Origin of the sequence: Specibacter sp. AOP5-B1-6 (assembly GCF_052376555.1) — a bacterium.
GTDB lineage: Bacteria > Actinomycetota > Actinomycetes > Actinomycetales > Micrococcaceae > Specibacter.
In genome coordinates this window covers 77487-100305 of the sequence record NZ_JBQSVT010000009.1, presented here as the reverse complement: position 1 = coordinate 100305, position 22819 = coordinate 77487, and the positions used below count along the sequence as shown (strand labels likewise).

Genomic DNA, 22819 nt, shown 5'->3' with positions numbered 1-22819 from the left:
TAGGAGAGCAGGGACTGCAGATGGCCGACTTGACCATCAATGCCGACGACGTCCGCAATGCCTTGAATGAGTTCGCAGCGTCCTATGAACCGGGCAACGCGGAACGCGTCGAGGTTGGCCGGGTCACCACGGCAAGTGACGGCATTGCCAAGGTGGAGGGACTTCCCTCCGTCATGGCCAACGAGCTGCTTCGTTTCGAAGACGGCACACTGGGCCTGGCCCAGAACTTGGACACTCGCGAGATCGGTGTTGTAGTCCTTGGCGACTTCACCGGCATCGCCGAAGGCCAGCAAGTCCACCGCACCGGGGAGATCCTCTCCGTGCCGGTAGGCGACAACTTCCTTGGCCGCGTCGTTGACCCCCTGGGTCAGCCGATTGACGACCTGGGCGAGATCGAATCCGATACCCGCCGTGCCCTGGAACTTCAGGCACCCGGTGTTACCGAGCGCAAGTCGGTTCACGAACCGCTGCAGACCGGTATGAAGGCCATCGACGCCATGATCCCGATCGGCCGCGGCCAGCGCCAGCTGATCATTGGTGACCGCCAGACAGGCAAGACGGCCCTGGCCGTTGACGCCATCATCAACCAGAAGGCCAACTGGGCTTCCGGAGATGTCAAGAAGCAGGTTCGCTGCGTTTACGTGGCAATCGGCCAGAAGGCATCAACGATCGCTGCCGTCCGCCAGACCTTGGCAGATCACGGCGCCTTGGAGTACACCACCATCGTGGCCTCCCCGGCATCTGACCCGGCCGGTTTCAAGTACTTGGCTCCGTACGCCGGTTCGGCCATCGGCCAGCACTGGATGTACGCCGGCAAGCACGTCTTGATCGTGTTTGATGACCTGTCGAAGCAGGCTGAAGCCTACCGCGCCGTGTCACTGCTGCTGCGTCGCCCGCCGGGCCGCGAAGCTTACCCCGGTGACGTGTTCTACCTGCACTCCCGCCTCCTGGAACGTTGTGCCAAGCTCTCTGACGAGCTCGGTGCGGGTTCAATGACCGGCCTGCCGATCATTGAGACCAAGGCGAACGACGTGTCGGCCTACATCCCGACCAACGTCATCTCCATTACGGATGGTCAGATCTTCCTGCAGTCGGATCTCTTCAACGCCAACCAGCGTCCCGCCGTCGATGTGGGTGTCTCTGTCTCCCGCGTCGGTGGTGCAGCACAGGTCAAGGCCATGAAGAAGGTTGCCGGTACCTTGAAGCTGGATCTGGCCCAGTACCGTGACATGCAGGCATTTGCCATGTTCGCCTCCGATTTGGATGCCGCAACAAAGCAGCAGCTGACACGTGGCGCGCGTTTGATGGAGCTGCTCAAGCAGGGCCAGTACGCGCCGTTCCCGGTCGAAAACCAGGTTGTTTCAATCTGGATGGGCACCAACGGCTACCTGGATTCCGTCCCGGTGGAGGATGTCCTCCGCTTCGAGACAGAATTCCTCGAGCACCTGCGCCACAACACGTCGGTCCTGACCACGTTGGCTGAAACCAACCTGCTGGAACCCTCAACTGTGGACGCGCTCAAGTCCAACATTGACTCCTTCAAGAAGGGCTTCTTCGCGGAGGGCGACGACCAACTGGTTGGCGCCGGCCATGAAGAGTTCGGTGCTCTTGCCTCCGAGGACGTTGACCAGGAAAAGATCGTCAAGCAGAAACGCTGACACCATCCCTGAGAAGGTTGCCGGCCCCACGGGGCCGGCAACCCGAACAAGGGTAAGGAAAGGACAAACATGGGAGCCCAGATACGGGTTTACCGCCAGAAGATCGCATCGACCACGTCGATGCAAAAGATCTTCAAGGCGATGGAACTTATCGCTGCGTCCCGCATTGGAAAGGCACGTGTACGTGTCACGGCGTCATTGCCGTACTCCAATGCGATTACCCGTGCCGTTTCTGCCGTTGCGTCCCAGTCCGAGGTCGACCACCCGCTGACCACCGAGCCCACACAGATCCGCCGGGCTGCGGTATTGGTAATGACTTCAGACCGTGGTCTTGCCGGTTCCTACTCCGCCAGCGTATTGAAGCAGGCAGAGCACCTTATTGAATTGCTGCACGGAGAAGGCAAGGACGTCTCGACCTATTTGGTCGGCCGCAAGGCGCAGGCGTACTTTGACTTCCGTGGCCGCGATTACGCCAAGGTGTGGACCGGCGGAACCGACGCCCCGGAATACGAAACAGCACGTGAACTGCGCGTGGCCCTGCTAGAGGACTTCGCAACAGACTTTGAAGAGGGCGGGGTTGATGAGATTCATGTCGTCTTCACCCAGTTCAAGTCGATGGTTGTTCAGGAGCCGACGGTAATTCGTTTGCTGCCGCTGGAAGTGGTGGAGGAAGAAGTTGAGTCTTCATCCGAGCTGCTGCCGCTGTACGAGTTCGAACCGCAGCCGGAAGACGTCCTGGACGCCTTGCTGCCGCGGTACATTGAGTCACGCATCTTCGCGGCACTTTTGCAGGCAGCAGCTTCCGAGCTTGCGGCCCGCCAGCGCGCCATGAAGTCCGCCGGTGACAACGCCAGCGACCTGATCAAGAAGTACACGCGACTTCGTAACAACGCCCGGCAGGCGGAAATTACGCAGGAGCTCTCCGAGATCGTTGCCGGCGCTGACGCGCTCAACGCCTCCTAGCAGCCCGATCAATACTTATTCAATGCCATCCACACAAGTGAAGTGAGAGAGATGACTGCCCAACTTAACGAGCAGGGAACCGCTGCGAAGGCAGGTGCCACAGGCCGCATCGCGCGCGTCATCGGCCCGGTTGTCGACGTCGAATTCCCGGCAGACGGCATTCCCGCCATTTACAATGCGCTCACCACCGAGATCACTCTCAACGGTGAGACCAAGACCATCACCTTCGAGACCAGCCAGCACCTTGGCGACGGCCTCGTACGCGCCATTTCCCTGCAGGCCACCGACGGACTTGTCCGCGGCACCGGTGTGCAGGACTTGGGCGCCCCGATCACCGTGCCCGTGGGCGACGGCGTCAAGGGCCACATCTTCAACGTTTTGGGCGAGCCCCTTGACGTGCAGGAATCGGAGCTCAACATCTCCGAGCGGTGGCCCATCCACCGCAAGCCCCCGGCATTTGCCAGCCTCGAAGGCTCCACGGAGATGCTCGAGACCGGCATCAAGTCAATTGACTTGCTCACCCCGTACATCAAGGGTGGAAAGATCGGACTGTTCGGTGGTGCCGGTGTCGGCAAGACCGTTTTGATCCAGGAAATGATCACCCGTGTGGCCCGCAACTTCGGTGGTACTTCGGTATTCGCCGGTGTTGGTGAGCGCACCCGTGAGGGCAACGACCTTTGGGTTGAAATGGAAGAAGCAGGTGTTCTCAAGGACACCGCACTGGTCTTCGGCCAGATGGATGAGCCGCCGGGCACGCGTTTGCGCGTTGCCTTGTCGGCACTGACCATGGCTGAGTACTTCCGCGACGTGCAGAACCAGGATGTGTTGCTCTTCATCGACAACATCTTCCGCTTCACGCAGGCCGGTTCGGAAGTTTCCACACTGCTGGGGCGCATGCCTTCCGCTGTGGGTTACCAGCCCAACCTTGCCGACGAGATGGGTCTCCTGCAGGAGCGCATCACCTCGACCAAGGGTCACTCGATCACGTCCATGCAGGCCGTTTACGTGCCTGCTGATGACTACACCGACCCGGCCCCGGCCGCGACCTTCGCCCACTTGGATGCGACCACGGAACTTTCCCGTGAAATCGCTTCCCGTGGACTGTACCCGGCCATCGATCCGCTGACGTCCACGTCACGAATCCTTGACCCGCAGTACGTGGGCCAGGCTCACTATGACACGGCTGTCCGTGTCAAGCAGATCCTGCAGAAGAACAAGGAACTCCAGGACATCATCGCGATCCTCGGCATCGACGAGCTCGGTGAAGAGGACAAGATCGTTGTATCGCGTGCTCGCCGCATCCAGCAGTTCCTGTCGCAGAACACCTACACGGCCAAGCAGTTCACGGGCGAAGAAGGCTCCACGGTTTCCATTGCGGACACCATCGAAGGCTTCACCGCGATCTGTGACGGCGACGTTGACCACATCGCCGAGCAGGCGTTCTTCAACATCGGTGGCATGGACGATGTAGAGCGTCAGTGGGCTGCAATCCAGGAATCGACGAAGTAATCATGGCTAATCTGGAAGTTGAAATCGTAGCGGCCGACCACGGTGTGTGGTCGGGTGCAGCGACCCTGGTCAAGGGGTTTACCAGCGAGGGCGAGATCGGCATTCTTCCCGGTCACACCCCGTTGCTCGCGGTTTTGGCGCCGGGCTTGCTGGAAATCGCCCCTGTTGACGGATCCCGCTTCTTTGTTGAGGTGGACGGCGGCTTCTTCTCGGTTGATGACAATCGGGTTGTAATCGTTGCTGACAATGCGCAGTTGAAAGACGGCGCAACGTCTGGCTCAGGTATCCGCTAGCACGCGATTGATGAACGAACTCGGTATGCCGTTCATCGCACTGGCCGGAGCATTCCTGCTGGTTGTTGTAATACTGTGCCTGTTCGGGGTGCGCCGCATGACATTGCGGCGCACCCTGGGCACAGTTGACGCCTCCATTTGCACAGCGAACAATCGCTGGGCAATGGGGGTTTGTCGTTATCAGGAGTCGGTCCTTGAATGGGTCCGGCTCCTTTCGTTAAGCCCCCTCCCCGCACGGACGATGCAGCGCAGCAAGATAGTGCTGGTGGGCCGCCGCGAACCCACCGAGCTGGAGCTGACCCGGGTCCCGCCGGAAGTGGTCATCGTGGTCTTGTCCTACGAAGGGCGCGAGGTGCTCCTGGCCATGAAATTTGGCGCCTACGCCGGCCTGTCATCATGGCTGGAGGCCGGCCCGCACATCGGTGTGGGCACCTGGCGTTAGGGTCCGGCAAGTTCCCAGTCTGTGCCGCTAACATGACTTCGCTTCCACTTTTTTGAGTGGGTGTCCCTCAAAGAGTGCGGCGGCCAAGTGAACTGGATCAACGAACTGAGCTTGACCAGCGGCCCCCTTCCCGTCATATTCCAGCTGCTGGGAGCGGCCGCCGTCGTTTTCCTGCTGGTCCGGCGCTCACTTCGCTGGTGGCTGTTTGCCGCGGCAACCGCGGCCGCTTCCTGGCTGGCCTCCATGGCCGCCTGCTGGGCCGTCATCCACGTGCTCTACTGGTGGCCCGAAGACCTGCCCGCAGCGGTCATCGGCAACCTTGCACTGGCACTCTGGGTTGTGGTTTTGGGAAGCACGACGGCGGGAGGCCGCCTTGGCGGATTCGTGGGGTCGTTGCAACACTGTTGTTGGTTAGGTGTTCAATAGTAGGTCACGCATGCGCTCGGCTGGTGTACTCCAGTCGAGCGTTTTGCGTGGGCGTGCGTTGAGTTCTTGGGCGACGTGTTCGAGGTCTTCGGGGCTGTAGATGCTGAGGTCCGTGCCTTTGGGAAAGTATTGGCGCAGGAGACCGTTGGTGTTTTCATTGGATCCGCGTTGCCAGGGGCTGTGGGGGTCGCAGAAGTAGACGTCCATGTCGGTAGCGATGCTGAAGGCCTTGTGCTTGGCCATTTCCACGCCTTGGTCCCAAGTCAGTGAGCCGCGCAGGTGGGCCGGCAGGGTCATCATGGTCTTGATGAGGGCATCGCGTACTGTTTCGGCGGTGTGGTCACCTGGCAGGTGCACGAGCATGACGTAGCGAGTGCTGCGCTCGACCAGGGTCCCGATGGCCGACTGATTGGAGGCGCCCATGATGAGGTCCCCTTCGTAGTGGCCCGGCACGGCACGGTCCTCGATCTCAGCTGGACGCTCGGAAATATTGATCATCGGGTCCCGGAACCTAGATGTGCGTTCTTCCGGGTTTTTACGAGTTATTCGGCGGGTCCGACCCCTTCTCAGCGCCGTGGATACCTCACGACGAAGTTCACCTCGGGATTGGAAGTAGAGGGCTTGATAGATCGTTTCGTGGCACACACGCATGTCCTGATCGTCGGGGAATTCCAGAACCATCTTGTTCGATATTTGTTCCGGTGACCAGCGCTTGCGCAGTCCGTCTTTAATGAAGGACTTCAGCCGCGGGCAGTGCTGGATTTTTGACGGTTTAGGTCGTGGCCGCCGAACCACAGAACTACGGTGTGCACCATAGGGCCGATAGCCACTGACCGGACTGCTGTTGCGCTTGATCTCGCGGCTGATCGAGGAGACGTTTTTCTGCAAGGTTGTGGCTATTGCTCGTAAAGATGCCCCTTTGGAGAGCATGTCGTGAATGACCTCCCGATCGGCCAAGCACAGATACCGACTGTCAATGACGCGTTCAAGTCGTTGCAACGTCGCTCGAGGAGAGCCAGAGGCGTTAGTGCGAGAAGTCATTCCTTTGTTATAGTCCACGGCCCGGCCATTGGGATAAATACGGCCATTCTTTGTCCTGTGGATCCCGGCATCCCACTCCTGCGCCGTGGTGGAGTGAATGCCCAACTTCATGGCTGCGTCATGGCGTGTGAGCCCCTCGGACCGAAGCCGCAGGAAATCCTCCCGGCTGGGCTGTTCGGAACGCTTACGTGCCAGTCCTGCCCGTCTTACCCACTGATAACAGGTATTCCGATTCAGGCCCAGGATGTTTGTCACCGTGGTGACGTTGCCAATCGCCTCGAACAGATCGAAGAACTCTTGCTTCTGCTCCGGCGAATACTTAGGCCCTCCCGATGGCCTCTGACTCCCAGGAGATTCCTTCGTTAAAACGTTCTTTTCCGTTAAAGACGACATGGTCGTTGCAACTCCCAAAAAGATTAGGTGTTGCAACGACCACTGGAACCCAAGCCTGCGCCGCCGTCGTTCCTCCCGCTCGCCCCGGCCAGGCAGGGCTGCCGGAAACTCTGCGCTTCGCCGGGGCCTGTCCGTGGCCTCCACCCTAGTGGTTCTCCTGCTTGTCGGGGTTCAGATAAACGCCGTCTTCGGCCAGTACCCCACCGTTGGCAGCGTGCTGGATTCGCAGCCGGCGATCTCCACGGCAGCCCCGCCGGCGGTGCAATACGGTGCCGCAGCACGCGATATGTCAACGCCGGTGCGCGAGCGGTGGACCGCGCCAGCCGGGCTGGGCACCTCGGGAACGATACTGTCTGCAGCCATTCCCGGAACTGTCTCAGGCTTCAAGGCCCGCAATGCCGTGGTGTATCTGCCCCCAGCATATTTCACCACCGTTCGGCCCGTGCTGCCAGTTTTGGTCCTGGTCAGCGGGCAGCCCGGGTCGCCTGAGTCGTGGCTGCGCTCCTCCACGCTGGTCCAGGAGCTTGATGCCTTCGCCGCGGCCCATGGGGGCGTGGCGCCACTGGTGGTCATTCCCGACCCCAACGGCAGCGAGGAGGTCAATACCATGTGCATGGATTCGGATCTGGCCCGGGCAGGGACGTACATGTCCCAGGATGTGCCCGCCTGGATCAAGACCCACCTCGACGCCGACACGAACCCGGCCCATTGGGCAGTGGGCGGTTTCTCGTACGGCGGCACCTGCGCCATGCAGATGGTCACCCGCCATCCCGGCGTGTACCAAACGTTCATGTCCATTTCGCCGGAAAGGGAACCGGCATTGGCGATCAAGCGGACTGTGACGGTTGGCCGGGCCTTCCACGGCGACACTGCCGCGTTTGATGCACTGCTGCCTTTGACGTTGATGGCCCACAACAAATTTCCCGAGATTCACGGGTGGTTTGCCTCGGGGAGGCAGGATGCCGCGTATTCTGCCAATGTGAGGGTGCTTGAAGCGGCGGGACGCAGGTCCGGCATGAGGATTGGAAGTGCCCTGTTCGACGGCGGGCACTCCTGGTCAGTGGTCAATGCGGCACTGCCGCAGGGGCTCAGCTTTGTCTTTTCCCGCATTGGCCTGGAATGAGCGGCAACGGGACGGCTGGCCGGGCTTCGAAAGGCAGGGCCCCTTTCCTGCCTGCGGTTGCGCGCGCTGCCGTTGGCTGGGTGCGCCGTGCCCCGCTGAGTACGGCCCTCATGGGTGCCACGATCATTGTTCACGTGATGACCGGGGCGTTCCTTGACCGCTTGCCCGGAACGGTTGCCGGCGACTGGGGGTACCAGTCCACAGACCTGCTGAGCACGCATGGGTGGAACATCTTCACCACTGTTTTCCTCAGTTCCAGCACCGCCGCCGCGCTTCTCGGAGTTGTCGTGCTGGGAGCGGTGCTGGGTCTGGCCGAATCCACGCTTGGCACCCTGCGCACGGCCGGACTTTTCATCGCGGTCCAGGTTGCCGCCGTCGTATTTTATTCAGCGGCTCTTGGTCTGGGCGGCCTCGCCGAGATCGACATGCCTGCCGGGATGGACCAGGCGACGTTGCTCGGACCATTTGCGGCGTCGGCGGGTACCTTAATGGCTGCCAGCCAGGGCATCAGCCTCCTCTGGCGGCGCCGGGTGCGGGTGTTGATTCTGGCTGGGGCGTTGATGCTCAGCGTGTATGTGGGCCACGCCCAGCACATCTTTATCCTGCTTGGGTCGGTGGCGGGGCTGGGTTTGGGATTGCTTTTTCTCAAGGCCGCCGGGCACGGTGCCGCGGGGCGGTCCACGAGCCGTGAAGTGCGGACGATTCTGGCCATGGTGGTGGCAGTTTTTGCAGTTGGCCCGCTGGCTGCTGCCGTGGCGCATGTGCCTGTGGGCCCGCTGGCAGTGATGCGCACCTGGATCACGAGCCAGGATCCCACGCTGTCCCAGTGGCAGGGGAGTTGCCTGGTTGCCAGTGCGGCGTGCCACGGGATGGAGCACAATCTGGGGCTTTTGGGATCGGGCGGGCATTTGCTGGCCTTGATGCCGATGGTGCTGCTGCTTGTCTGTGCCGAAGGGCTGCGCCGCGGCAACCGGCTGGCATTGTGGGCCGCCGTCTACCTGCACATAGTCATCGGCATAGTCTCGGCATTTTATTTTCAGGTCTTTGCGGGGCTGGGGCTGTCCCTGCGCCGGGGGCACCGCAGCCTGAGCGTCGACGAGTCCGTGTGGGAGCTCCTCCCCGTCGTGCTGGTTCCGGTGGTCATAGCGGTTCTGTTGGTGGTGTTTCGCAGGCATTTTCGGGTGGACCCCGATCCTGCACTGCGGCGGCGGTCGCTGGTGTTCCTGCCGCTCACCTTGCTTGCTTTGGTGGGTGCATACACGGTGGCGTGGCTGGTGGAGGGCAACCTGCGCAATCCGCTCGGGTTGGTCGCCCTGGTCGCAAGCATTCCCCGGATCGTGCTGCCGTATCCCTTTCCGTTCACCTACTCGGCGAGCGTTTATCCCCACGGCTTCTTTTCCGAACTTCTCTTTAGTTTTGGCGGCCCGGTGCTGTGGGTGCTCAGCTCGGTGAGCATTCTGGCCGTATTCCTCAGCCGGCACCTGCACAGCGGTGCGGCTGACCGGGGGAGGGCACAGGCGCTGGTGCGGCGGGGAGGAGACTCGCTGTCGTGGATGACCTTGTGGCCCAACAACCAGTACTGGTTCAACGCTGCGGGGACGGTTGGCGTGGCGTACCAGCCGCACAGCGGTGTTGCCGTCACCGTGGGCGGGCCCATGGGTGAAGCGGCCGAATATGCAGGTGCTGTGGACGAATTTCTCGATTATTGCTCCGACGAGTCCCTGACGGCATGTTTTTATTCTGTGTCGGATGCCGCGGCCGATCTGCTGGAGCAGCGTGGCTTTCGGCGCATCCAGGTTGCCGCGGAAACACTGTTGGACATTCAAACAATGGACTTCAAGGGCAGGGACTGGCAAAACGTGCGCACTGCGTTGAACAGGGCGGCGAAACTTGGCGTCACTGCCCAGTGGTGCAGCTACGGCGACCTGACACCGGGCCAGCGCACCCAGGTCCACGAGATCTCGGAGGACTGGGTTTCCGGCCAGGCACTGCCCGAACTCGGATTCACCCTCGGCGGCCTTGAGGAGCTCAAGCATGATCCGGTGCAGCTTTGTCTGGCGGTGGACAACTCCGGGAAGATTCACGCGGTGACTAGTTGGCTGCCGGTTTTTGCACAGGGGGAGGTCGTGAGCTGGACGCTTGATTTCATGCGCCGCAACGCAGGATCCTTCAACGGGGTGATGGAATACCTCATTGCCCAGGCCGTCCACCACTTCGCGGCCACCGTGGAGTACATATCGCTGTCGGGCTCGCCCCTGGCCGGCAATTCCGCAAATGCCGACGCGGAAGTTGGAAACCTGGACCGGATCCTGGCACTGCTTGCCCGCACCCTGGAACCCGTCTACGGCTTTGCCTCGCTCGCCAACTTCAAGCAGCGCTTCAAGCCGCGCCACAGGCCCCTGTATTTGATGTATCAGGATCCGTTGTCGCTCCCCGGCATCGGCCGGGCGGTGGGCGAGGCCTATATGCCCAACATGTCGGTCAGGTCGCTGGCCAGACTGTTGCGCAATCCCTGATCCGGGGTCCGGACCTGTCGCCAACTGCCCCAGGGCACAAAACAGCCCCCGGTGTTGGAACCGGGGGCTGTCCCGTAAAACCGATGGGTGGTTGCCGCCAGTTTAGAGCGTTGTTACGCCGGTGGCCTGAGGGCCCTTGGCGCCTTGGCCAACCTCAAACTCAACCCGGGCGTTTTCTTCCAAGCTCTTGAATCCGCCGCTTTGGATCTCCGAGTAGTGGACAAAGACATCTCCCTCGGCGTTGTCCGGGGTGATGAAGCCGAAGCCCTTTTCAGCGTTGAACCACTTGACGGTGCCCTGTGCCATACTTTTCTCCTTGTAATGAAAACCAATACTGTACTGCTCTGTGTATTGCCCGGCCGTGGCATGGAAGCCGAAGACCGGGCGAGTTCAGCATGACATGTGTCACATGCAAGGTCAATGACGTGACCTGCGGTGTTGCCAGTGTGACTTAGTTGAGCCACTGTCCGGCGCGCATGACGCGCTGCAGGGCCAAATCGGCGTCAACAATCAACACGTCGGCGCGCAGTCCCCGGCGAAGTGCGCCCACCTCGTCAGTCAGTCCCAGCACGGCGGCCGGAACAGCCGTGGCAGATTCCAGTGCATCCGTGAACTCCACTCCTGCCGCCGTGGTGCGCCGGACGACGTCAAGCAGCGTGGCGGTGCCGCCCGCGATGGAGCCCGTGGCGTCCAGGGTGGCAACGCCGTTTGAAACCGTGACGGGCGAGGGGCCGAGCATGTACTGGCCGTCAGCCAGGCCGGCAGCCGCCATGGAGTCCGTGACCAGAATAATGTTCGCAGAACCCACAATGTCAAAGACCGTCTTGACCGTTTCAGGGTCCAGGTGGGTGTTGTCGGCAACAAGTTCGACGGCGGCGTTCCCGGCGCTGGCGGCGCGCAGGCACGCGGCCACGGGGCCGGGGGAGCGGTGGTGCATGGGCGGCATGCCGTTGAAGAGGTGGGTCACCGTGGGACGTCCGGAGACGCCGTCGAACCCGGTGGAATCCAGCCCCTCCCGGGCCTGCTCCAGGGAATCGGCGGCCGTCGGGGTGTCGCAGTTGGTGTGGCCCACCGAGGGGGTGACGCCATGCCGGGTCAGCAGGTCGACCAGATCGGCCGCCCCCGGAAGCTCGGGGGCGTAGGTCATGGTCACGATGGAGCCCTGGCCGGCCTCGATCAGCGCGGACATGAGCTCCAGATCAGGGTCCAACAGGAAGGCCGGGTTCTGGGCGCCGCACCGGGCATGGGAAAGGAACGGGCCCTCAAGGTGGATGCCTGCCAGCAGGCCCTCAGCCGTCAAGCCGGCGTAGACGCCGATCCCCTTCAGGAGATCTTCGGGGGAGGCCGTCACCATGCTGGCAAGCAGCGTGGTGGTGCCTGCCCGGTGCAGGAAGTCCACGGCTGTCCTGGCCGAGGCCTCGTCGCCGCTGGGGAAGTCCCCGCCATTGCCGCCGTGGTTGTGGACGTCGATCAGTCCGGGCAGGATCCGCTGGCCCGACGGCAGCGAGATGACGTTCGCGGCAGCCATCCCGGCGGGCTCAAAGCCGGGCTCATCGAAGTGGTCCGCACGTCCGGCGTAGACAATCCTGTCGTCCTCGACGGCCAGCAGGCCATCTTCAATGATGCCGTCGTCGGTGACAACGGCACCGTGGATCAAGTATTTGGTGGATGCGGGCGCAGGAATCGGAGCAGTCATGCCCCAAGTCTAATCAGCCCGGACGCCGCTATCGCTAGAACAGCCGCGAAGAGCTGTCATCCACGCCGCGCATGGCGTCGTAATCGAGCGTTTTGCACTCAATGCCGCGGTCCGTGGCAAGGGTTTTTGCCTGCGGCTTGATCTGCTGGGCGGCGAAGATTCCCCGCACCGGTGCAAGCAGCGGGTCCCGGTTCAGCAGTTCCAGGTAGCGGGTGAGCTGTTCGACGCCGTCAATGTCGCCGCGGCGCTTGAGCTCAATGGCAACAGTGGCCCCGGTGGAGTCCCTGGCCAGAATGTCGACCGGGCCGATGGCAGTGAAATATTCACGCCTGACCAGGGTGAATCCGGTGCCCAGAAGCTCGATTTGTTCGGCCAGCAGGCGCTGCAGGTCGGCTTCGACGCCGTCCTTGATCAACCCCGGGTCGATGCCAAGGTCATGGCTCGAGTCACTGAGGTGCTCATAAATGTTGATGATCAAGCGGTCGTCGGCCTTGCTTGACTGCACGATCCACTGGTCGATGACGCCTTCCTCAAGATCGACGTCGTCGGGGCTGACACTGCGCAGGGTCGCAGGCGGACTCATCCAGTTCAGCGGCTTGTAGGAGCCGCCGTCCGAATGCACCAAAACGGAACCGTCGGCCTTGACCAGCAGCAGCCGTACGGCGAGGGGAAGATGGGCTTTGAGGCGTCCGACGTAATCGACGGAGCACTTGGCAATCACTAAACGCACGCCCTCCACTCTAGCCGTTGGGAGCGGATCCGTGGTGCGCTGGCGCGGCGGGGTCGCCGGGTCGCAGCAGGTAAGCGGGCCCGGTCCAACGCAGGCCGGCCGCGTCGCGAAGGCCCCCGCCGTGCGGCACAATGGAACCATGCCCCGCTCGAACCAGCCCCGCCGCCGCCGCACGTCCTCATCACGGAGCACCAAGCCGGCCCGGAGCACCAACGACGACGGCGAACTTGACCTGAACCGGATCAGAATGGGCATTCCAGCCACCGAATCCGCACCCGACGGCGTGTGGGCGGTCCGCGCCATCAGCGTCGGCAACGCACAAAAGGTGTACACCTGCCCCGGCTGCCACCACAACGTGCTGCCGGGTGTTGCACATTTGGTGGTGTGGCAGGAGGACGCCATGTTTGGCGCCGAGGCCGGACTGCGCGACCGCCGGCACTGGCACACAAACTGCTGGCGCGGACGAAGCTACCGCTACAGGTAGCCCCGCCGGTTCTCCTGGTTCGCCGGCTCTCGTCGTCCCGCGGCTGCGGGACCGGGTGCGGCGCCCAGTAGGGTGGAAGTCATGGTTTTTGATCCAGCAGCCCTTGACTACGTTGACGCCGGCACGCCCGTGGCAGTCCGCGCCTCCACCATCCTGCCCGCGGTGCGGGAGAACATTGAGTTGAAGACCGCAGACGGGCTCACGCTCGTAGGCGAACTGGCCATGCCTGCCGACGGCGTCGTGAAGGCCACATTGATCATGCTCCACCCGCTGCCCACACACGGCGGCTTCATGGACTCCCATGTTTACAAGAAGGCGTCCTACCGGCTGCCCGCGCTGGCCGGCATTGCCGTGCTGCGCTTCAACACCCGTGGCACCGCCTCGCCGCGGGGCACCAGCGGGGGCACCTTTGAAGAGGGCATCGGGGAGCGTCTGGACGTTGAGGCGGCCGTGCAGTTTGCCGTTGACCGCGGCCTGCCCAACCGCTGGCTGATCGGCTGGTCTTTTGGGACCGAACTGGTGCTCAAATATGGTGCTGTGCCGCCGTTGGCAGAACTGGTTGAGGGGGCAGTGCTGCTCTCACCGCCGCTGCACAGGGCGGACGACGCCGACCTCAAGACCTGGGCTTCCCAAGGGAAGCCGCTGACCGTCCTGGTGCCGGAGTTCGACGACTATCTCCAACCTCCAGCCGCCACAGAACGCTTCGCACTCGTCCCGCAGGCCCGCCTTGTCGCGGTCGACGGCGCGAAGCACCTGTGGGTGGGGGAGAAGTACGCGGGCCGGGCGTTGAATGAAATTGCCTCAACAGTCCTCGGAACTCCGGTTGAGCTGGCCGTTGAATGGCACGGGCCGGTGGCGGCGCTGCCGGCTTAGATCTTGTCCTGTCTGGCAATGAAGACTTCCTTGACCAACAGCATGACGGCGGCTGCAGTCGGGATGGCGATCAAGGCACCCAGGACGCCCAACAAACTGCCGCCGGCGATCACTGAAATAACTGCCACTGCACCCGGCACGGCCACAGCCTTTTGCATGATGCGCGGTGAAACAAAGTAAGCCTCAAACTGCAGGTAGGCCAGGTAGCAGATCGCATAGATCAGCGCCGTCTGCCAACCGGCCGTCAAACTGACCGCGATGACAACAACCGCCGCAATCATGCCGCCGACCAGCGGGATGAACGCCAGCAACGCCACCAGGAACGCCAACAAGACGCTGAACGGGACATCCAAGATGGTCATGATGATGAAGGCAACCGTGGCATTGAGCACCGCAACACAGACCTGGCCGATCACGTAGTTGCCGACCCCGCGGGTGATTTCCTCGCTCAGCTCCTCGACCCGTGCACGGCGCGAACGGGGAGCAAGGCGGTAGCCCCACTTCTTGATGGCGGGCAGCGATGCCAGGAAGTACAGGCTCAGCACCAGCACAATCAAGGTGCCGAAGAGGCCGTTGGCAATCGTGCTCCCCACTCCCAGCACACCACCAAAGATGCCGCCTACAGCCTGTGCGTTCTGGAAGAACTTGGCAACCTGATCGTTGATGGTGTCAAGGACGTGGTACTGCACATCCAGCTGCTGGAAGAACTCGGAGTCAAGGAAGTCCTTGATCCAGGTTGGTGCCTTGTTGACGATCTGGGTGGTTTGTTCAATGATCGTCGGGATCAAGGTGGCGAAGAACAACGCCACCACGCCCAGCAGGGCCCCCAGCACAATCACAATCCCCAACGGCCGGGGCACCTTGCGCTTCTCCAGCCAGCGAACCACCGGATCCAGCCCCAAGGCAATAAACAGGGCTGTCACGATCCACAACAGCAACGACTCGGTGTTGGCGAGCATGTAGCTCAGGAACAAGGCGATGCCGACGCCCACAGTGCCCATGAAACCAAAATAAATGGGGTGGCGGAACATGCCGCTTGCCGGCGCCGCTTCGACAGCCTTGACTGCGGCCGCCGTGGCCTCGGGCTGCCCGTCGGGATCAACGGGAAGGTCAAAGCGGACGCGCGGCTGGGCCCCCGGCAGTGGCTGGAGCACCTTCTTCAGCACCCAGGCCCGCCAGCCTCGTGGCTGCGGCGCCCGGGCGCCGCGCTCGGACGCCATGGCGGCAGTCACGGGGGCGGCCGTGATGGTCAGCGACTCTTCAGGCAGCCCGGAGGCATCCCCGGCAACAGCGGAAGGCGAGGCGTTGCCGCCGTCGTCCCCGGCATCCGCCGAGGCTGCATTTTCATGCTGGTGGGCGGCCGGATTGTCGTCCGGGAGGGGGGCCGTTGCGCTGGGATCTGGGGTGGAGCTCACTGTTAAGGCCTTCGGATCAGGGGCGGCGGCGGCAGTAGCCTCCGATTCTCAATTGTCAGTAGAGTACCAGCGCCGGGCGGCTGCGGCGGCAAGCCACGGGTATGAGGACGTGAGAAATCTCAAAGGAGCATGACCGATGTATAACGGTTCGGTTACCCTTGAAATAACGACCACAGCAGTGTTCCGTCGATGTTAGGTAATTTCTTGCGTTTAAAAATTGCGATCGTCCTGGCTGTTCTGGGCCTTCTGGTGTTGGGCACCGGCATTGGCCAGCGCACCATTTGGCTCCCGCCTGCCACGCTCACGGCCAGTGCGCCGGCCGGAGTCACTCCCGCGCCGTTGACTGTCGTTGGGCCCGAGCTGCTCAACACTCGTGACGGCAAGTTCACCATGACCGTTAAAAGCGATGGCCCCATCCAGCTGGCCGTGGCGCGCGAGCGTGACATCAACGGCTGGATCGGCGACGCCGCCTACACCATGGTCGGCGGTGCCAACGACGACTTCACAGCCCTGTCCACCGAAAGCAAGGCCGGTGCTGAAAAGGTGCCCAACCCGGCCGGCTCGGACATGTGGGTCAGCGAGGAAAAGGCCACCGGTGAGCTTACCTACACCTGGCAGTCACCCGGTCACGGCGACTGGGCACTGCTCCTGTCTTCCGACGGCACTGCCCCTGCACCGACAGACCTTTCAATCACGGTTGACAACGAATCCGGTACGCCCTGGGCAGTGCCGCTGATGATCATTGGCTCGGCACTGCTGGCTTTGGCTGCACTGCTGTTCTTCCTGGCCCCGCGCAAGCCCAAGACCGCCGAGGCTGCGCCCGGCCGACGATCCGCAGGCCGGGCGCCCTCCGACCCCGCCACCGGTGCCCTGGAAGTAGACAAGATTGTTGCTGCGCGCGGCACTGCTGCTGCCGCCGGAGTGCCGGATGGCGACTCCACTGACACGAAAACCACTGACACGAAGTCCACGGACACGTCCGACGGCGCAACCGGAACCGATGGTGCCGCTGCCGCGACAAAACCGGCTGCCGCCGGGGACGCCACGGCGGCACTGCCTGCCTCCCTGCGGGGCGACACGGAGAAGTCCGACTCAGTGAAGTCCGGCACAGCGCCGGCTGCCTCACCGTCCAAGGCGGAGGGAGCCAAGCCTGCTGCCGGAGCTGCTGCCGGCACTGATGCTGGAAAACAGGACGCGGATAGCGCCGCGCAACCAAGCCCCGAAGATGCTGCGTCACCGAAAACGACAGGCTTGCCTGTCGCAGGGACTGCTGCAGGACTCAAGGGGGCCGGTGGCACGAGCTTGGATCAGGATCCAGCTGCTGGCAGCAATGCTTCAGCCAAGACTGACGCCGCCGCTGGGACTGACACTGCTGCTGGGGCCACGGCCACAGCAGAAGGGGCCGCAAAGGCTTCCGGCAGCAACGCCGCCGGAAACGAAGGTTCCTTTATGAAGAATGTCTTTAAGAGGGGCAGTGCCAAGAAATCTGCCGGCAAGGATCCCAAGTCCGGCCCCGACAAGGATTCACCCGACAACGATTCAAAGGGCGATTCCGGCCCAGGTCCCGATTCCGGCTCAGGTGGCAACCCCGCCGCAGCCGCGGAGTCCGGCAAGAAGGTCCTGCCCGCTGATGAAGCCGGGCAACAGGACGGGACGAAGAAGGAGGACGGCAAATCCGAATTCAGTGTGTCCCGCTCATTCGAACTTCCGGCAGACGCTGCAAAAAACCCAACCGCTAAGAAGGGCCTCCAAATGAAAGCACGTTGGGGTGCTGCGCTGGCAGTTGTGTTGGTCGCAGGAAGCGTGGGGCCGGCCGTCGCTGATGACTCCAGCACACCGGCTCCGGCGCCCAGCGTCACGGCTGAGGCCCCCGCCACTTCCGGTGCCTCCTCGACCGCCAAGGCGACAGAGGATTCCGACGCACCGGGCTTCCCCAACCTGCTGGACAGCCAGGTGCAGCGGATTGCGGAGTCCGTGGCCACTGTGGTTGCTTCGGCTGACAACGCGAAGGATGCCAAGGTACTGGAAGCCCGTGCTGCCGGGACGGCACTGCAAATGCGCACCGCCAACTACAAAATTCGGGCCGCTGTTGAAAAGCAGGAAGCCGCTGAACCGGTCAATGCCACCAAGATCCTGGCCAAGGTGGTCACCACCACCGAGACCTGGCCCAGGTCGGCCATGTTTGTGACGCAGGGCGAGAACAACGCCCTGCCGCAGCTGCTGACCCTGGTGCAGACAAGCCCGCGGGAGAACTACAAGCTGACCTCGGCAACCCCCTTGCTGCCCGGCCAGACGTTCCCCACCGTGGACAAGGAAGGCACCAAGGAAGTGGCGCTCGACTCTGCCGACGGGCTGAAGATGAGCCCCGAGGCGGCAATTTCCGCCCTGAGCGACCGCCTGACCAAATCAGACAGCAAGTTCAAGGATTCATTCAACGACAGTGTCTACATCACCAGCGTCTTTGACCTGCAGAAAAAGGTTGCTGCCGAGGCCAAGGATGCGGATTACGTGTTCAGCCACAAGGGCAACAAGGACACTGCGGTATCCATGCGCACCGCGGACGGCGGCGCCTTGGTCGTGGTTGACAACACCTTTGGCATCGACGCAACGAGCAAGGCCAATGCCACACTGACCGTTGGCGACGACGCTGCCGTATTCACCGGTGGCAAGACAACGACCACCGGGTTCAACTTGAACTACGCAGAACCCGTTGTCATGTACATCCCGCCGGCCTCGGGGGATGGCAAGATCACGCTCGTGTCCGCGACCCGCGCCCTTGTCGGTGCATCGTTTAAGTAGCCTCCGGCAGCCAGAGGCACAGCCATGGCCAAGCGAAGCAAATGTCCCCAAGTTTCACCCGCGGCGAGAATTCGAATCGCCGCGGGCCGGCACAGTTAGAGTGAGTTCATGAGTCAAAACAGCCCCATGCCGCCCAACGCCGCGCCAGGGATCAACCTTCGCGGCGCCGTCGACCTTTCAGCCCTCAAGAACCGGGCCACGGCAGCCACGCCGGGCGCCCCCGCCGGCGGCTCGCCGTACGCGGTGGACGTCAACGAGCAAAGCTTCCAGGAGTTTGTCCAGCTGTCCCAGAAAGTCCCCGTGGTTGTGTCGCTGGGATCAGGGCGCTCCCACCAGTCCGCCCAGGTCAACGCGGTGCTTGAACCGCTCGTGACAGAGCAGGGCGGCAAGCTCGCACTGGGCCGGGTTGATGTGGACACCAGCCCACAGATTGCACAGGCGTTTGGCATCACCGCCGTTCCCACCGTCATTGCGTTGATCAACGGCCAGCCCGTCCCCATGTTTGAGGGGGAGCTTCCCGAGGAACAAATTCGGGAATTCTTCACCGAACTGCTCAAGGTTGCGGCCAGCAACGGTGTCACAGGCACCTTGGGCGGCACCCCGGACCCGGAAGCCGAGCCGCAGGAACCACCGCTTCCCCCGTTGCACCAAGCAGCGCGCGACGCCATCGACGCCGGTGACTTGGCCTTGGCGGAGACGAGTTATGAGAAGGCGCTGGCTGAAATGCCCAATGACGCCGCGGCCAAGATCGGGCTGGCCCAGGTGCACCTGATGCGCCGCACCGCTGAAATCAACGTTGCGCAGGCAGAGGAAATCCGGGCGCGTGCGGCCGGGGACCCGGACGACGTCGATGCCGCCTTGGCAGTGGCTGACCTGGATGTTACGGGCGGCCATGTTGAAGACGCGTTGGCGCGCCTGGTCAAGTTCATCGGCACGCACTTTGGCCCCGAGCGCGAGACCGTCAGGGTGCGCCTTCTGGCACTGTACGACGTGGTGGGCGTGAGCGACCCGCGCGTTTCGGCGTCGCGCCAGGCACTGGCCCGCGCCTTGTTCTAGGAACGGCAATGTTCTAGGAACAGCACTCTTCCAGCAACGGCACTGTTCCAAAGGCGGCTTCCTCCGGGAGGCCGCCTTTTGCCTGCCCAGCACGCTCAGGCGGGCAATCTCATCCTTTTGGATAAGTCACAGGGCCCACCCGGATTGTTAGGGTGTGAAGATGAACACTTCTTCTGCACAGTCTCCAGGCGAGGGACGACCTCCGGCCCTGTCCATCCGCGGATTAACCAAACGATTTGGGCCCAAGATCGCCGTGGACAACATCGATCTCGATGTTCCGGCGGGCTCCTTCTACGGTCTGGTGGGACCCAACGGTGCAGGAAAAACCACCTCACTGTCGATGGCCACGGGCTTGCTGCGTCCGGACGCCGGACAGGTGTGGGTCCATGGGGTGGACGTTTGGCAGCAGCCGTTGGAGTCCAAGCGGCTCATGGGCCTGCTGCCTGACGGCGTGCGCCTCTTTGACCGGCTCAGCGGCGAGCAGCTCGTCGGCTATGCCGGCCTGCTGCGTGGCATGGACAAGGACACCGTGGCGTCCCGGGTCAAGGACCTCCTGGCCGCCCTGGACCTGAGCAAGGATGCAGGAACCCTGGTGGTTGACTACTCAGCCGGCATGACGAAGAAGATTGCCCTGGCCGCCGCCTTGATCCACGCCCCGCGGCTGCTGGTGCTTGATGAACCCTTTGAATCGGTGGACCCGGTCTCGGCCGCAAACATCCGGGACATTCTCCACGACTACGTCAACTCCGGCGGAACCGTCATTGTCTCCAGCCACGTCATGGACCTGGTGCAGCGGATGTGCGACCACGTTGCAGTGATCGCCGGCGGACACGTCCTGGCCGCCGGCACGGTGGACGCCGTCCGTGGCAAACAAAGCCTTGAAGAGAAATTTGTGGAGCTCGTTGGCGGCCGCAATGAGAGTGCAGGGCTGGCATGGTTGCGCACCTCGTAAGGCTGAAGCTGACCCTGCTGCGCAACTCGCTCAAGCGCAGCCCGTGGCAATTGGTGGGGTTGATCCTGGGCGGACTCTACGGCCTGGGCGTGCTCGTCATGATCCTCGTGGGGCTGGCAGCCCTTGGCATGGCAGAGCCGGACCTCATTGGGACCGTCATCGTGCTTGCCGGTGCCGCCGTGACCCTTGGCTGGCTTGTCATCCCCGTGGTGGCTGCCGGTCTGGACATGACACTGGACCCGGCCCGGTTCACGACTTACTCGATCCCGATGAAGTCAATGCTTGCGGGTCTGCTGGTGGGCAGCTTTATTGGCATCCCGGGCGCTGTCACCTTGGTTGCCTCGGTGGGCACCGCGGCGTCCTGGTGGCGTCATCCGCTGGCGGCAGCCGTTGCCGTGGTGTGCGGCGTGCTCGGTGCCGTGACCTGCATTGTTGCCTCACGGGCCATCACGGCGGCCAGTGCCAGCCTTGCCTCCTCACGCCGTTTCAAGGATGTCAGCGGCATCGTGCTGTTGATCCCGCTCATGTTCCTCGGCCCCATCATCAGCGGGGTTTCCGCCGGTGTGAGCGACTTCCGCGAGTACCTGCCGGCGCTGGCAAACACCGTGTCCTGGACGCCGCTGGGGGCAATTTGGTCGGTGCCTGCCGACGTTGCCCATGGTTCCTACGGTGCGGCCGGCTTGAAATTCCTGATTGCACTGGCCACGATTGCCGCCCTGGCCTGGGCATGGAAGGCGTGCCTGTCCCGCGCCCTCGTCACCCCTGCCTTCGCCGGAGGAGCCCGCCGCGGCGGCGGAAAACTGGGCTTCTTCAACTGGTTCCCGGCAACTGCCACGGGAGCCGTCGCCGCACGCTGCCTGACGTACTGGTTCCGCGACCCCCGCTACAGCGCCGGGCTGCTCATTGCCCCGCTGCTGCCGCTGATCTTCGTGTTCGCGGGCTCACAGGCAGGCGGCGGCAGCGCCATCGGCCTGGCCCTGGGCTTCGGCGGCGCCCTGGCCGCGTTCCTTGTGGTCTGGTCCATCAGCGCTGACATCTCCTACGACAACACAGCCTTCGCGCTGCACATTGCCACAGGTGTCAACGGACTTGCCGACCGAACCGGCCGTGCCGTTGCCGCCGGGGTGCTGGCGCTGCCGCTGGGAGTGCTGTACGCCGTCGTTGGTGCGATCTTTGCCGGTGACATTGGCCAGCTGCCGGCAACACTGGGCGTGGTCCTGGGTGTTGTGGGATCCGGGCTTGGGCTGTCAAGCGTTTTCTCGTCGCGCTTCACCAGCAATGTGCCGCTGCCCGGCGACAGCCCGATGAAGACCCGGCCCGGCAACGGCTTGTCCACGGCGTTGATTCAGCTGGCCGGGTTTGCCGGTCTGGGCGTGCTGGTGCTCCCGGAGCTGGTGCTCGCGATTGTCGGCATCGCAACAGGACAGCTGCTGTACTCGTGGCTGGCCCTGTTGGTGGGGATTGTGCTCGGCGCCGTCTTCCTCGTTGTGGGCATCCGGCAGGGTGCCGGCATCTACAACAAGCGCGCCCCCGAGCTGCTGCTCGCGGTGTCTGTGGACCGTTAGTGGAAGGCGCCGGGCAAAGCTAAGGTTGAAGCAGCAAAACAGCGATATTTGAGAATTGCACGGCACGTGGGTGCCGCGAAAGGAAGCGTGTTCAATGGAGGTCATCATCCTCCCCAGCAGCAAGGAAATTGGCGCCCTGGCCGCCGACGCCATCGAGGCCCTGGTGCGCAACAAGCCCAACGCCGTCATTGGGCTGGCCACTGGGTCATCCCCGCTGCCGATTTATGACGAGCTGGCACGCCGCCACGACGACGAGGGCCTGAACTTCTCCGAGGCCAGGGGCTTTGCCCTTGACGAGTATGTGGGGCTGCCGGTTGGCCACTACGAGTCCTACCGCGAGGTCATCCGCCGCGAGTTCACGAACCGCGTGGACGTCGCCCCGGACAATGTGCACGGCCCGGACGGTGCCGCCGCCGACATCGTGGCGGCGTGCCGTCAGTACGAGGATGCGATTGCGGCCTCCGGCGGCATCGACCTGCAGATCCTGGGGGTTGGCACGAACGGGCACATCGGGTTCAACGAGCCCGGTTCGTCCCTTGCCTCGCGCACCCGCATCAAGACCCTGGCGGAGCAGACACGCCAGGACAACGCACGATTTTTTGACAACATCGACCAGGTCCCGCACCACGTCGTGACCCAGGGCCTCGGCACCATCATGGACGCCCGCCACCTGGTCCTTGTGGCCTATGGCGAGGGCAAGGCCGACGCCGTGCGCGACTTCGTGGAGGGCCCCGTGGCCGCCGCATGCCCCGCATCGATCCTGCAGTTCCACCCGCGTGCGACGGTCATCATCGACGAAGCCGCAGCGTCCAAGCTGGCGGGTGCGGCGAGCTACCGCAACGCCTACAGCAACAAGCCCGTCTGGCAGGGCGTCTAGGGAAGAAC

Annotated in this window: 20 protein-coding genes; 15 read left to right on the top strand and 5 right to left on the bottom strand. The window is 63.0% G+C overall.

Annotated elements, in window-relative coordinates; genetic code table 11:
- Positions 1 to 20: 20 nt before the first annotated feature.
- From atpA to ACT3TS_RS06565, 6 genes are all read left to right on the top strand, one after another.
- Entirely contained in the window at positions 21 to 1658 is a 1638-nt protein-coding gene (gene atpA, locus ACT3TS_RS06590; RefSeq protein ID WP_444530701.1) for a F0F1 ATP synthase subunit alpha, read from the top strand.
- Positions 1659 to 1727: 69 nt separating this feature from the next.
- Entirely contained in the window at positions 1728 to 2621 is an 894-nt protein-coding gene (locus tag ACT3TS_RS06585) for a F0F1 ATP synthase subunit gamma (RefSeq protein WP_444530700.1), read from the top strand.
- Positions 2622 to 2672: 51 nt separating this feature from the next.
- On the top strand, positions 2673 to 4130 hold the full coding sequence (gene atpD, locus ACT3TS_RS06580; RefSeq protein WP_444530699.1) for a F0F1 ATP synthase subunit beta: 1458 nt from the start codon (positions 2673 to 2675) through the stop codon (positions 4128 to 4130).
- Between the two features lie 2 nt (positions 4131 to 4132).
- Positions 4133 to 4423 (top strand): F0F1 ATP synthase subunit epsilon, encoded by a 291-nt coding sequence (locus tag ACT3TS_RS06575; protein WP_444530698.1) that lies wholly within the window; start codon positions 4133 to 4135, stop codon positions 4421 to 4423.
- A 10-nt stretch (positions 4424 to 4433) separates the two neighbouring features.
- Positions 4434 to 4865, top strand: coding sequence for a DUF2550 domain-containing protein (locus ACT3TS_RS06570; RefSeq protein ID WP_444530697.1), 432 nt, complete (start codon positions 4434 to 4436; stop codon positions 4863 to 4865).
- 87 nt (positions 4866 to 4952) lie between these two features.
- A complete protein-coding gene (locus tag ACT3TS_RS06565) occupies positions 4953 to 5291 on the top strand; it encodes a hypothetical protein (RefSeq protein ID WP_444530696.1) in 339 nt (112 codons plus the stop codon).
- Here ACT3TS_RS06565 and ACT3TS_RS06560 read toward each other — a convergent pair.
- On the bottom strand, positions 5277 to 6443 hold the full coding sequence (locus tag ACT3TS_RS06560) for an IS30 family transposase (RefSeq protein WP_444530730.1): 1167 nt from the start codon (positions 6441 to 6443) through the stop codon (positions 5277 to 5279). The two genes, ACT3TS_RS06565 and ACT3TS_RS06560, sit on opposite strands and share 15 nt — an antisense overlap.
- Before the next feature lie 415 nt (positions 6444 to 6858).
- Here ACT3TS_RS06560 and ACT3TS_RS06555 point away from each other — a divergent pair, with 415 nt between their 5' ends.
- Together ACT3TS_RS06555 and ACT3TS_RS06550 are read left to right on the top strand one after the other, a co-directional pair.
- A complete protein-coding gene (locus ACT3TS_RS06555; protein ID WP_444530695.1) occupies positions 6859 to 7848 on the top strand; it encodes an alpha/beta hydrolase in 990 nt (329 codons plus the stop codon).
- A gap of 110 nt (positions 7849 to 7958) precedes the next feature.
- Complete coding sequence (locus ACT3TS_RS06550; RefSeq protein ID WP_444530694.1) at positions 7959 to 10364, top strand: bifunctional lysylphosphatidylglycerol flippase/synthetase MprF; 2406 nt, start codon at positions 7959 to 7961, stop codon at positions 10362 to 10364.
- A gap of 102 nt (positions 10365 to 10466) precedes the next feature.
- Here the strand turns inward: ACT3TS_RS06550 and ACT3TS_RS06545 are convergent, their stop codons facing one another.
- The 3 genes from ACT3TS_RS06545 to nucS form a co-directional block, all read right to left on the bottom strand.
- Positions 10467 to 10670, bottom strand: coding sequence for a cold-shock protein (locus tag ACT3TS_RS06545; protein ID WP_444530693.1), 204 nt, complete (start codon positions 10668 to 10670; stop codon positions 10467 to 10469).
- Between the two features lie 145 nt (positions 10671 to 10815).
- The gene (locus tag ACT3TS_RS06540; RefSeq protein WP_444530692.1) at positions 10816 to 12060 is read right to left on the bottom strand and encodes an N-acetylglucosamine-6-phosphate deacetylase; all 1245 of its coding nucleotides are present in this window, start codon (positions 12058 to 12060) and stop codon (positions 10816 to 10818) included.
- Positions 12061 to 12094: 34 nt separating this feature from the next.
- A complete protein-coding gene (gene nucS, locus ACT3TS_RS06535; protein WP_444530691.1) occupies positions 12095 to 12790 on the bottom strand; it encodes an endonuclease NucS in 696 nt (231 codons plus the stop codon).
- A 139-nt stretch (positions 12791 to 12929) separates the two neighbouring features.
- On the opposite strand from nucS, the gene ACT3TS_RS06530 reads away from it, so the two are divergent.
- Together ACT3TS_RS06530 and ACT3TS_RS06525 are read left to right on the top strand one after the other, a co-directional pair.
- Positions 12930 to 13274: an ATP/GTP-binding protein gene (locus ACT3TS_RS06530; protein ID WP_444530690.1), complete on the top strand. Its 345-nt coding sequence runs from the start codon at positions 12930 to 12932 to the stop codon at positions 13272 to 13274.
- An 81-nt stretch (positions 13275 to 13355) separates the two neighbouring features.
- Positions 13356 to 14147 carry an alpha/beta hydrolase gene (locus ACT3TS_RS06525; RefSeq protein ID WP_444530689.1) on the top strand — a complete coding sequence of 264 codons (792 nt, stop codon included), beginning with the start codon at positions 13356 to 13358 and terminating at the stop codon, positions 14145 to 14147.
- Here ACT3TS_RS06525 and ACT3TS_RS06520 read toward each other — a convergent pair.
- Positions 14144 to 15367 (bottom strand): AI-2E family transporter, encoded by a 1224-nt coding sequence (locus ACT3TS_RS06520; protein WP_444530729.1) that lies wholly within the window; start codon positions 15365 to 15367, stop codon positions 14144 to 14146. The two genes, ACT3TS_RS06525 and ACT3TS_RS06520, sit on opposite strands and share 4 nt — an antisense overlap.
- Before the next feature lie 399 nt (positions 15368 to 15766).
- Here ACT3TS_RS06520 and ACT3TS_RS06515 point away from each other — a divergent pair, with 399 nt between their 5' ends.
- From ACT3TS_RS06515 to nagB, 5 genes are all read left to right on the top strand, one after another.
- Positions 15767 to 18361: a hypothetical protein gene (locus ACT3TS_RS06515; RefSeq protein WP_444530688.1), complete on the top strand. Its 2595-nt coding sequence runs from the start codon at positions 15767 to 15769 to the stop codon at positions 18359 to 18361.
- Between the two features lie 108 nt (positions 18362 to 18469).
- Positions 18470 to 19417: a tetratricopeptide repeat protein gene (locus ACT3TS_RS06510; protein WP_444530687.1), complete on the top strand. Its 948-nt coding sequence runs from the start codon at positions 18470 to 18472 to the stop codon at positions 19415 to 19417.
- Positions 19418 to 19577: 160 nt separating this feature from the next.
- Positions 19578 to 20369, top strand: coding sequence for an ABC transporter ATP-binding protein (locus ACT3TS_RS06505; protein ID WP_444530686.1), 792 nt, complete (start codon positions 19578 to 19580; stop codon positions 20367 to 20369).
- The gene (locus ACT3TS_RS06500) at positions 20351 to 21934 is read left to right on the top strand and encodes a transporter (RefSeq protein ID WP_444530685.1); all 1584 of its coding nucleotides are present in this window, start codon (positions 20351 to 20353) and stop codon (positions 21932 to 21934) included. Before ACT3TS_RS06505 ends, ACT3TS_RS06500 begins: the two co-directional genes overlap by 19 nt.
- 94 nt (positions 21935 to 22028) lie before the next feature.
- Entirely contained in the window at positions 22029 to 22811 is a 783-nt protein-coding gene (gene nagB / locus ACT3TS_RS06495; RefSeq protein ID WP_444530684.1) for a glucosamine-6-phosphate deaminase, read from the top strand.
- Positions 22812 to 22819 lie beyond the last annotated feature (8 nt).

Excerpts from the sequence above, each read along its gene's own strand:
- atpA (WP_444530701.1), top strand. The coding sequence starts at position 21 with ATGGCCGACTTGACCATCAATGCCGACGACGTCCGCAATGCCTTGAAT.
- ACT3TS_RS06585 (WP_444530700.1), top strand. The coding sequence starts at position 1,728 with ATGGGAGCCCAGATACGGGTTTACCGCCAGAAGATCGCATCGACCACG.
- atpD (WP_444530699.1), top strand. The coding sequence starts at position 2,673 with ATGACTGCCCAACTTAACGAGCAGGGAACCGCTGCGAAGGCAGGTGCC.
- ACT3TS_RS06575 (WP_444530698.1), top strand. The coding sequence starts at position 4,133 with ATGGCTAATCTGGAAGTTGAAATCGTAGCGGCCGACCACGGTGTGTGG.
- ACT3TS_RS06570 (WP_444530697.1), top strand. The coding sequence starts at position 4,434 with ATGAACGAACTCGGTATGCCGTTCATCGCACTGGCCGGAGCATTCCTG.
- ACT3TS_RS06560 (WP_444530730.1), bottom strand. The coding sequence starts at position 6,443 with ATGAAGTTGGGCATTCACTCCACCACGGCGCAGGAGTGGGATGCCGGG.
- ACT3TS_RS06550 (WP_444530694.1), top strand. The coding sequence starts at position 7,959 with ATGGGTGCCACGATCATTGTTCACGTGATGACCGGGGCGTTCCTTGAC.
- ACT3TS_RS06545 (WP_444530693.1), bottom strand. The coding sequence starts at position 10,670 with ATGGCACAGGGCACCGTCAAGTGGTTCAACGCTGAAAAGGGCTTCGGC.
- ACT3TS_RS06540 (WP_444530692.1), bottom strand. The coding sequence starts at position 12,060 with ATGACTGCTCCGATTCCTGCGCCCGCATCCACCAAATACTTGATCCAC.
- ACT3TS_RS06530 (WP_444530690.1), top strand. The coding sequence starts at position 12,930 with ATGCCCCGCTCGAACCAGCCCCGCCGCCGCCGCACGTCCTCATCACGG.
- ACT3TS_RS06525 (WP_444530689.1), top strand. The coding sequence starts at position 13,356 with ATGGTTTTTGATCCAGCAGCCCTTGACTACGTTGACGCCGGCACGCCC.
- ACT3TS_RS06520 (WP_444530729.1), bottom strand. The coding sequence starts at position 15,367 with ATGGCGTCCGAGCGCGGCGCCCGGGCGCCGCAGCCACGAGGCTGGCGG.
- ACT3TS_RS06510 (WP_444530687.1), top strand. The coding sequence starts at position 18,470 with ATGAGTCAAAACAGCCCCATGCCGCCCAACGCCGCGCCAGGGATCAAC.
- ACT3TS_RS06505 (WP_444530686.1), top strand. The coding sequence starts at position 19,578 with ATGAACACTTCTTCTGCACAGTCTCCAGGCGAGGGACGACCTCCGGCC.
- ACT3TS_RS06500 (WP_444530685.1), top strand. The coding sequence starts at position 20,351 with ATGGTTGCGCACCTCGTAAGGCTGAAGCTGACCCTGCTGCGCAACTCG.
- nagB (WP_444530684.1), top strand. The coding sequence starts at position 22,029 with ATGGAGGTCATCATCCTCCCCAGCAGCAAGGAAATTGGCGCCCTGGCC.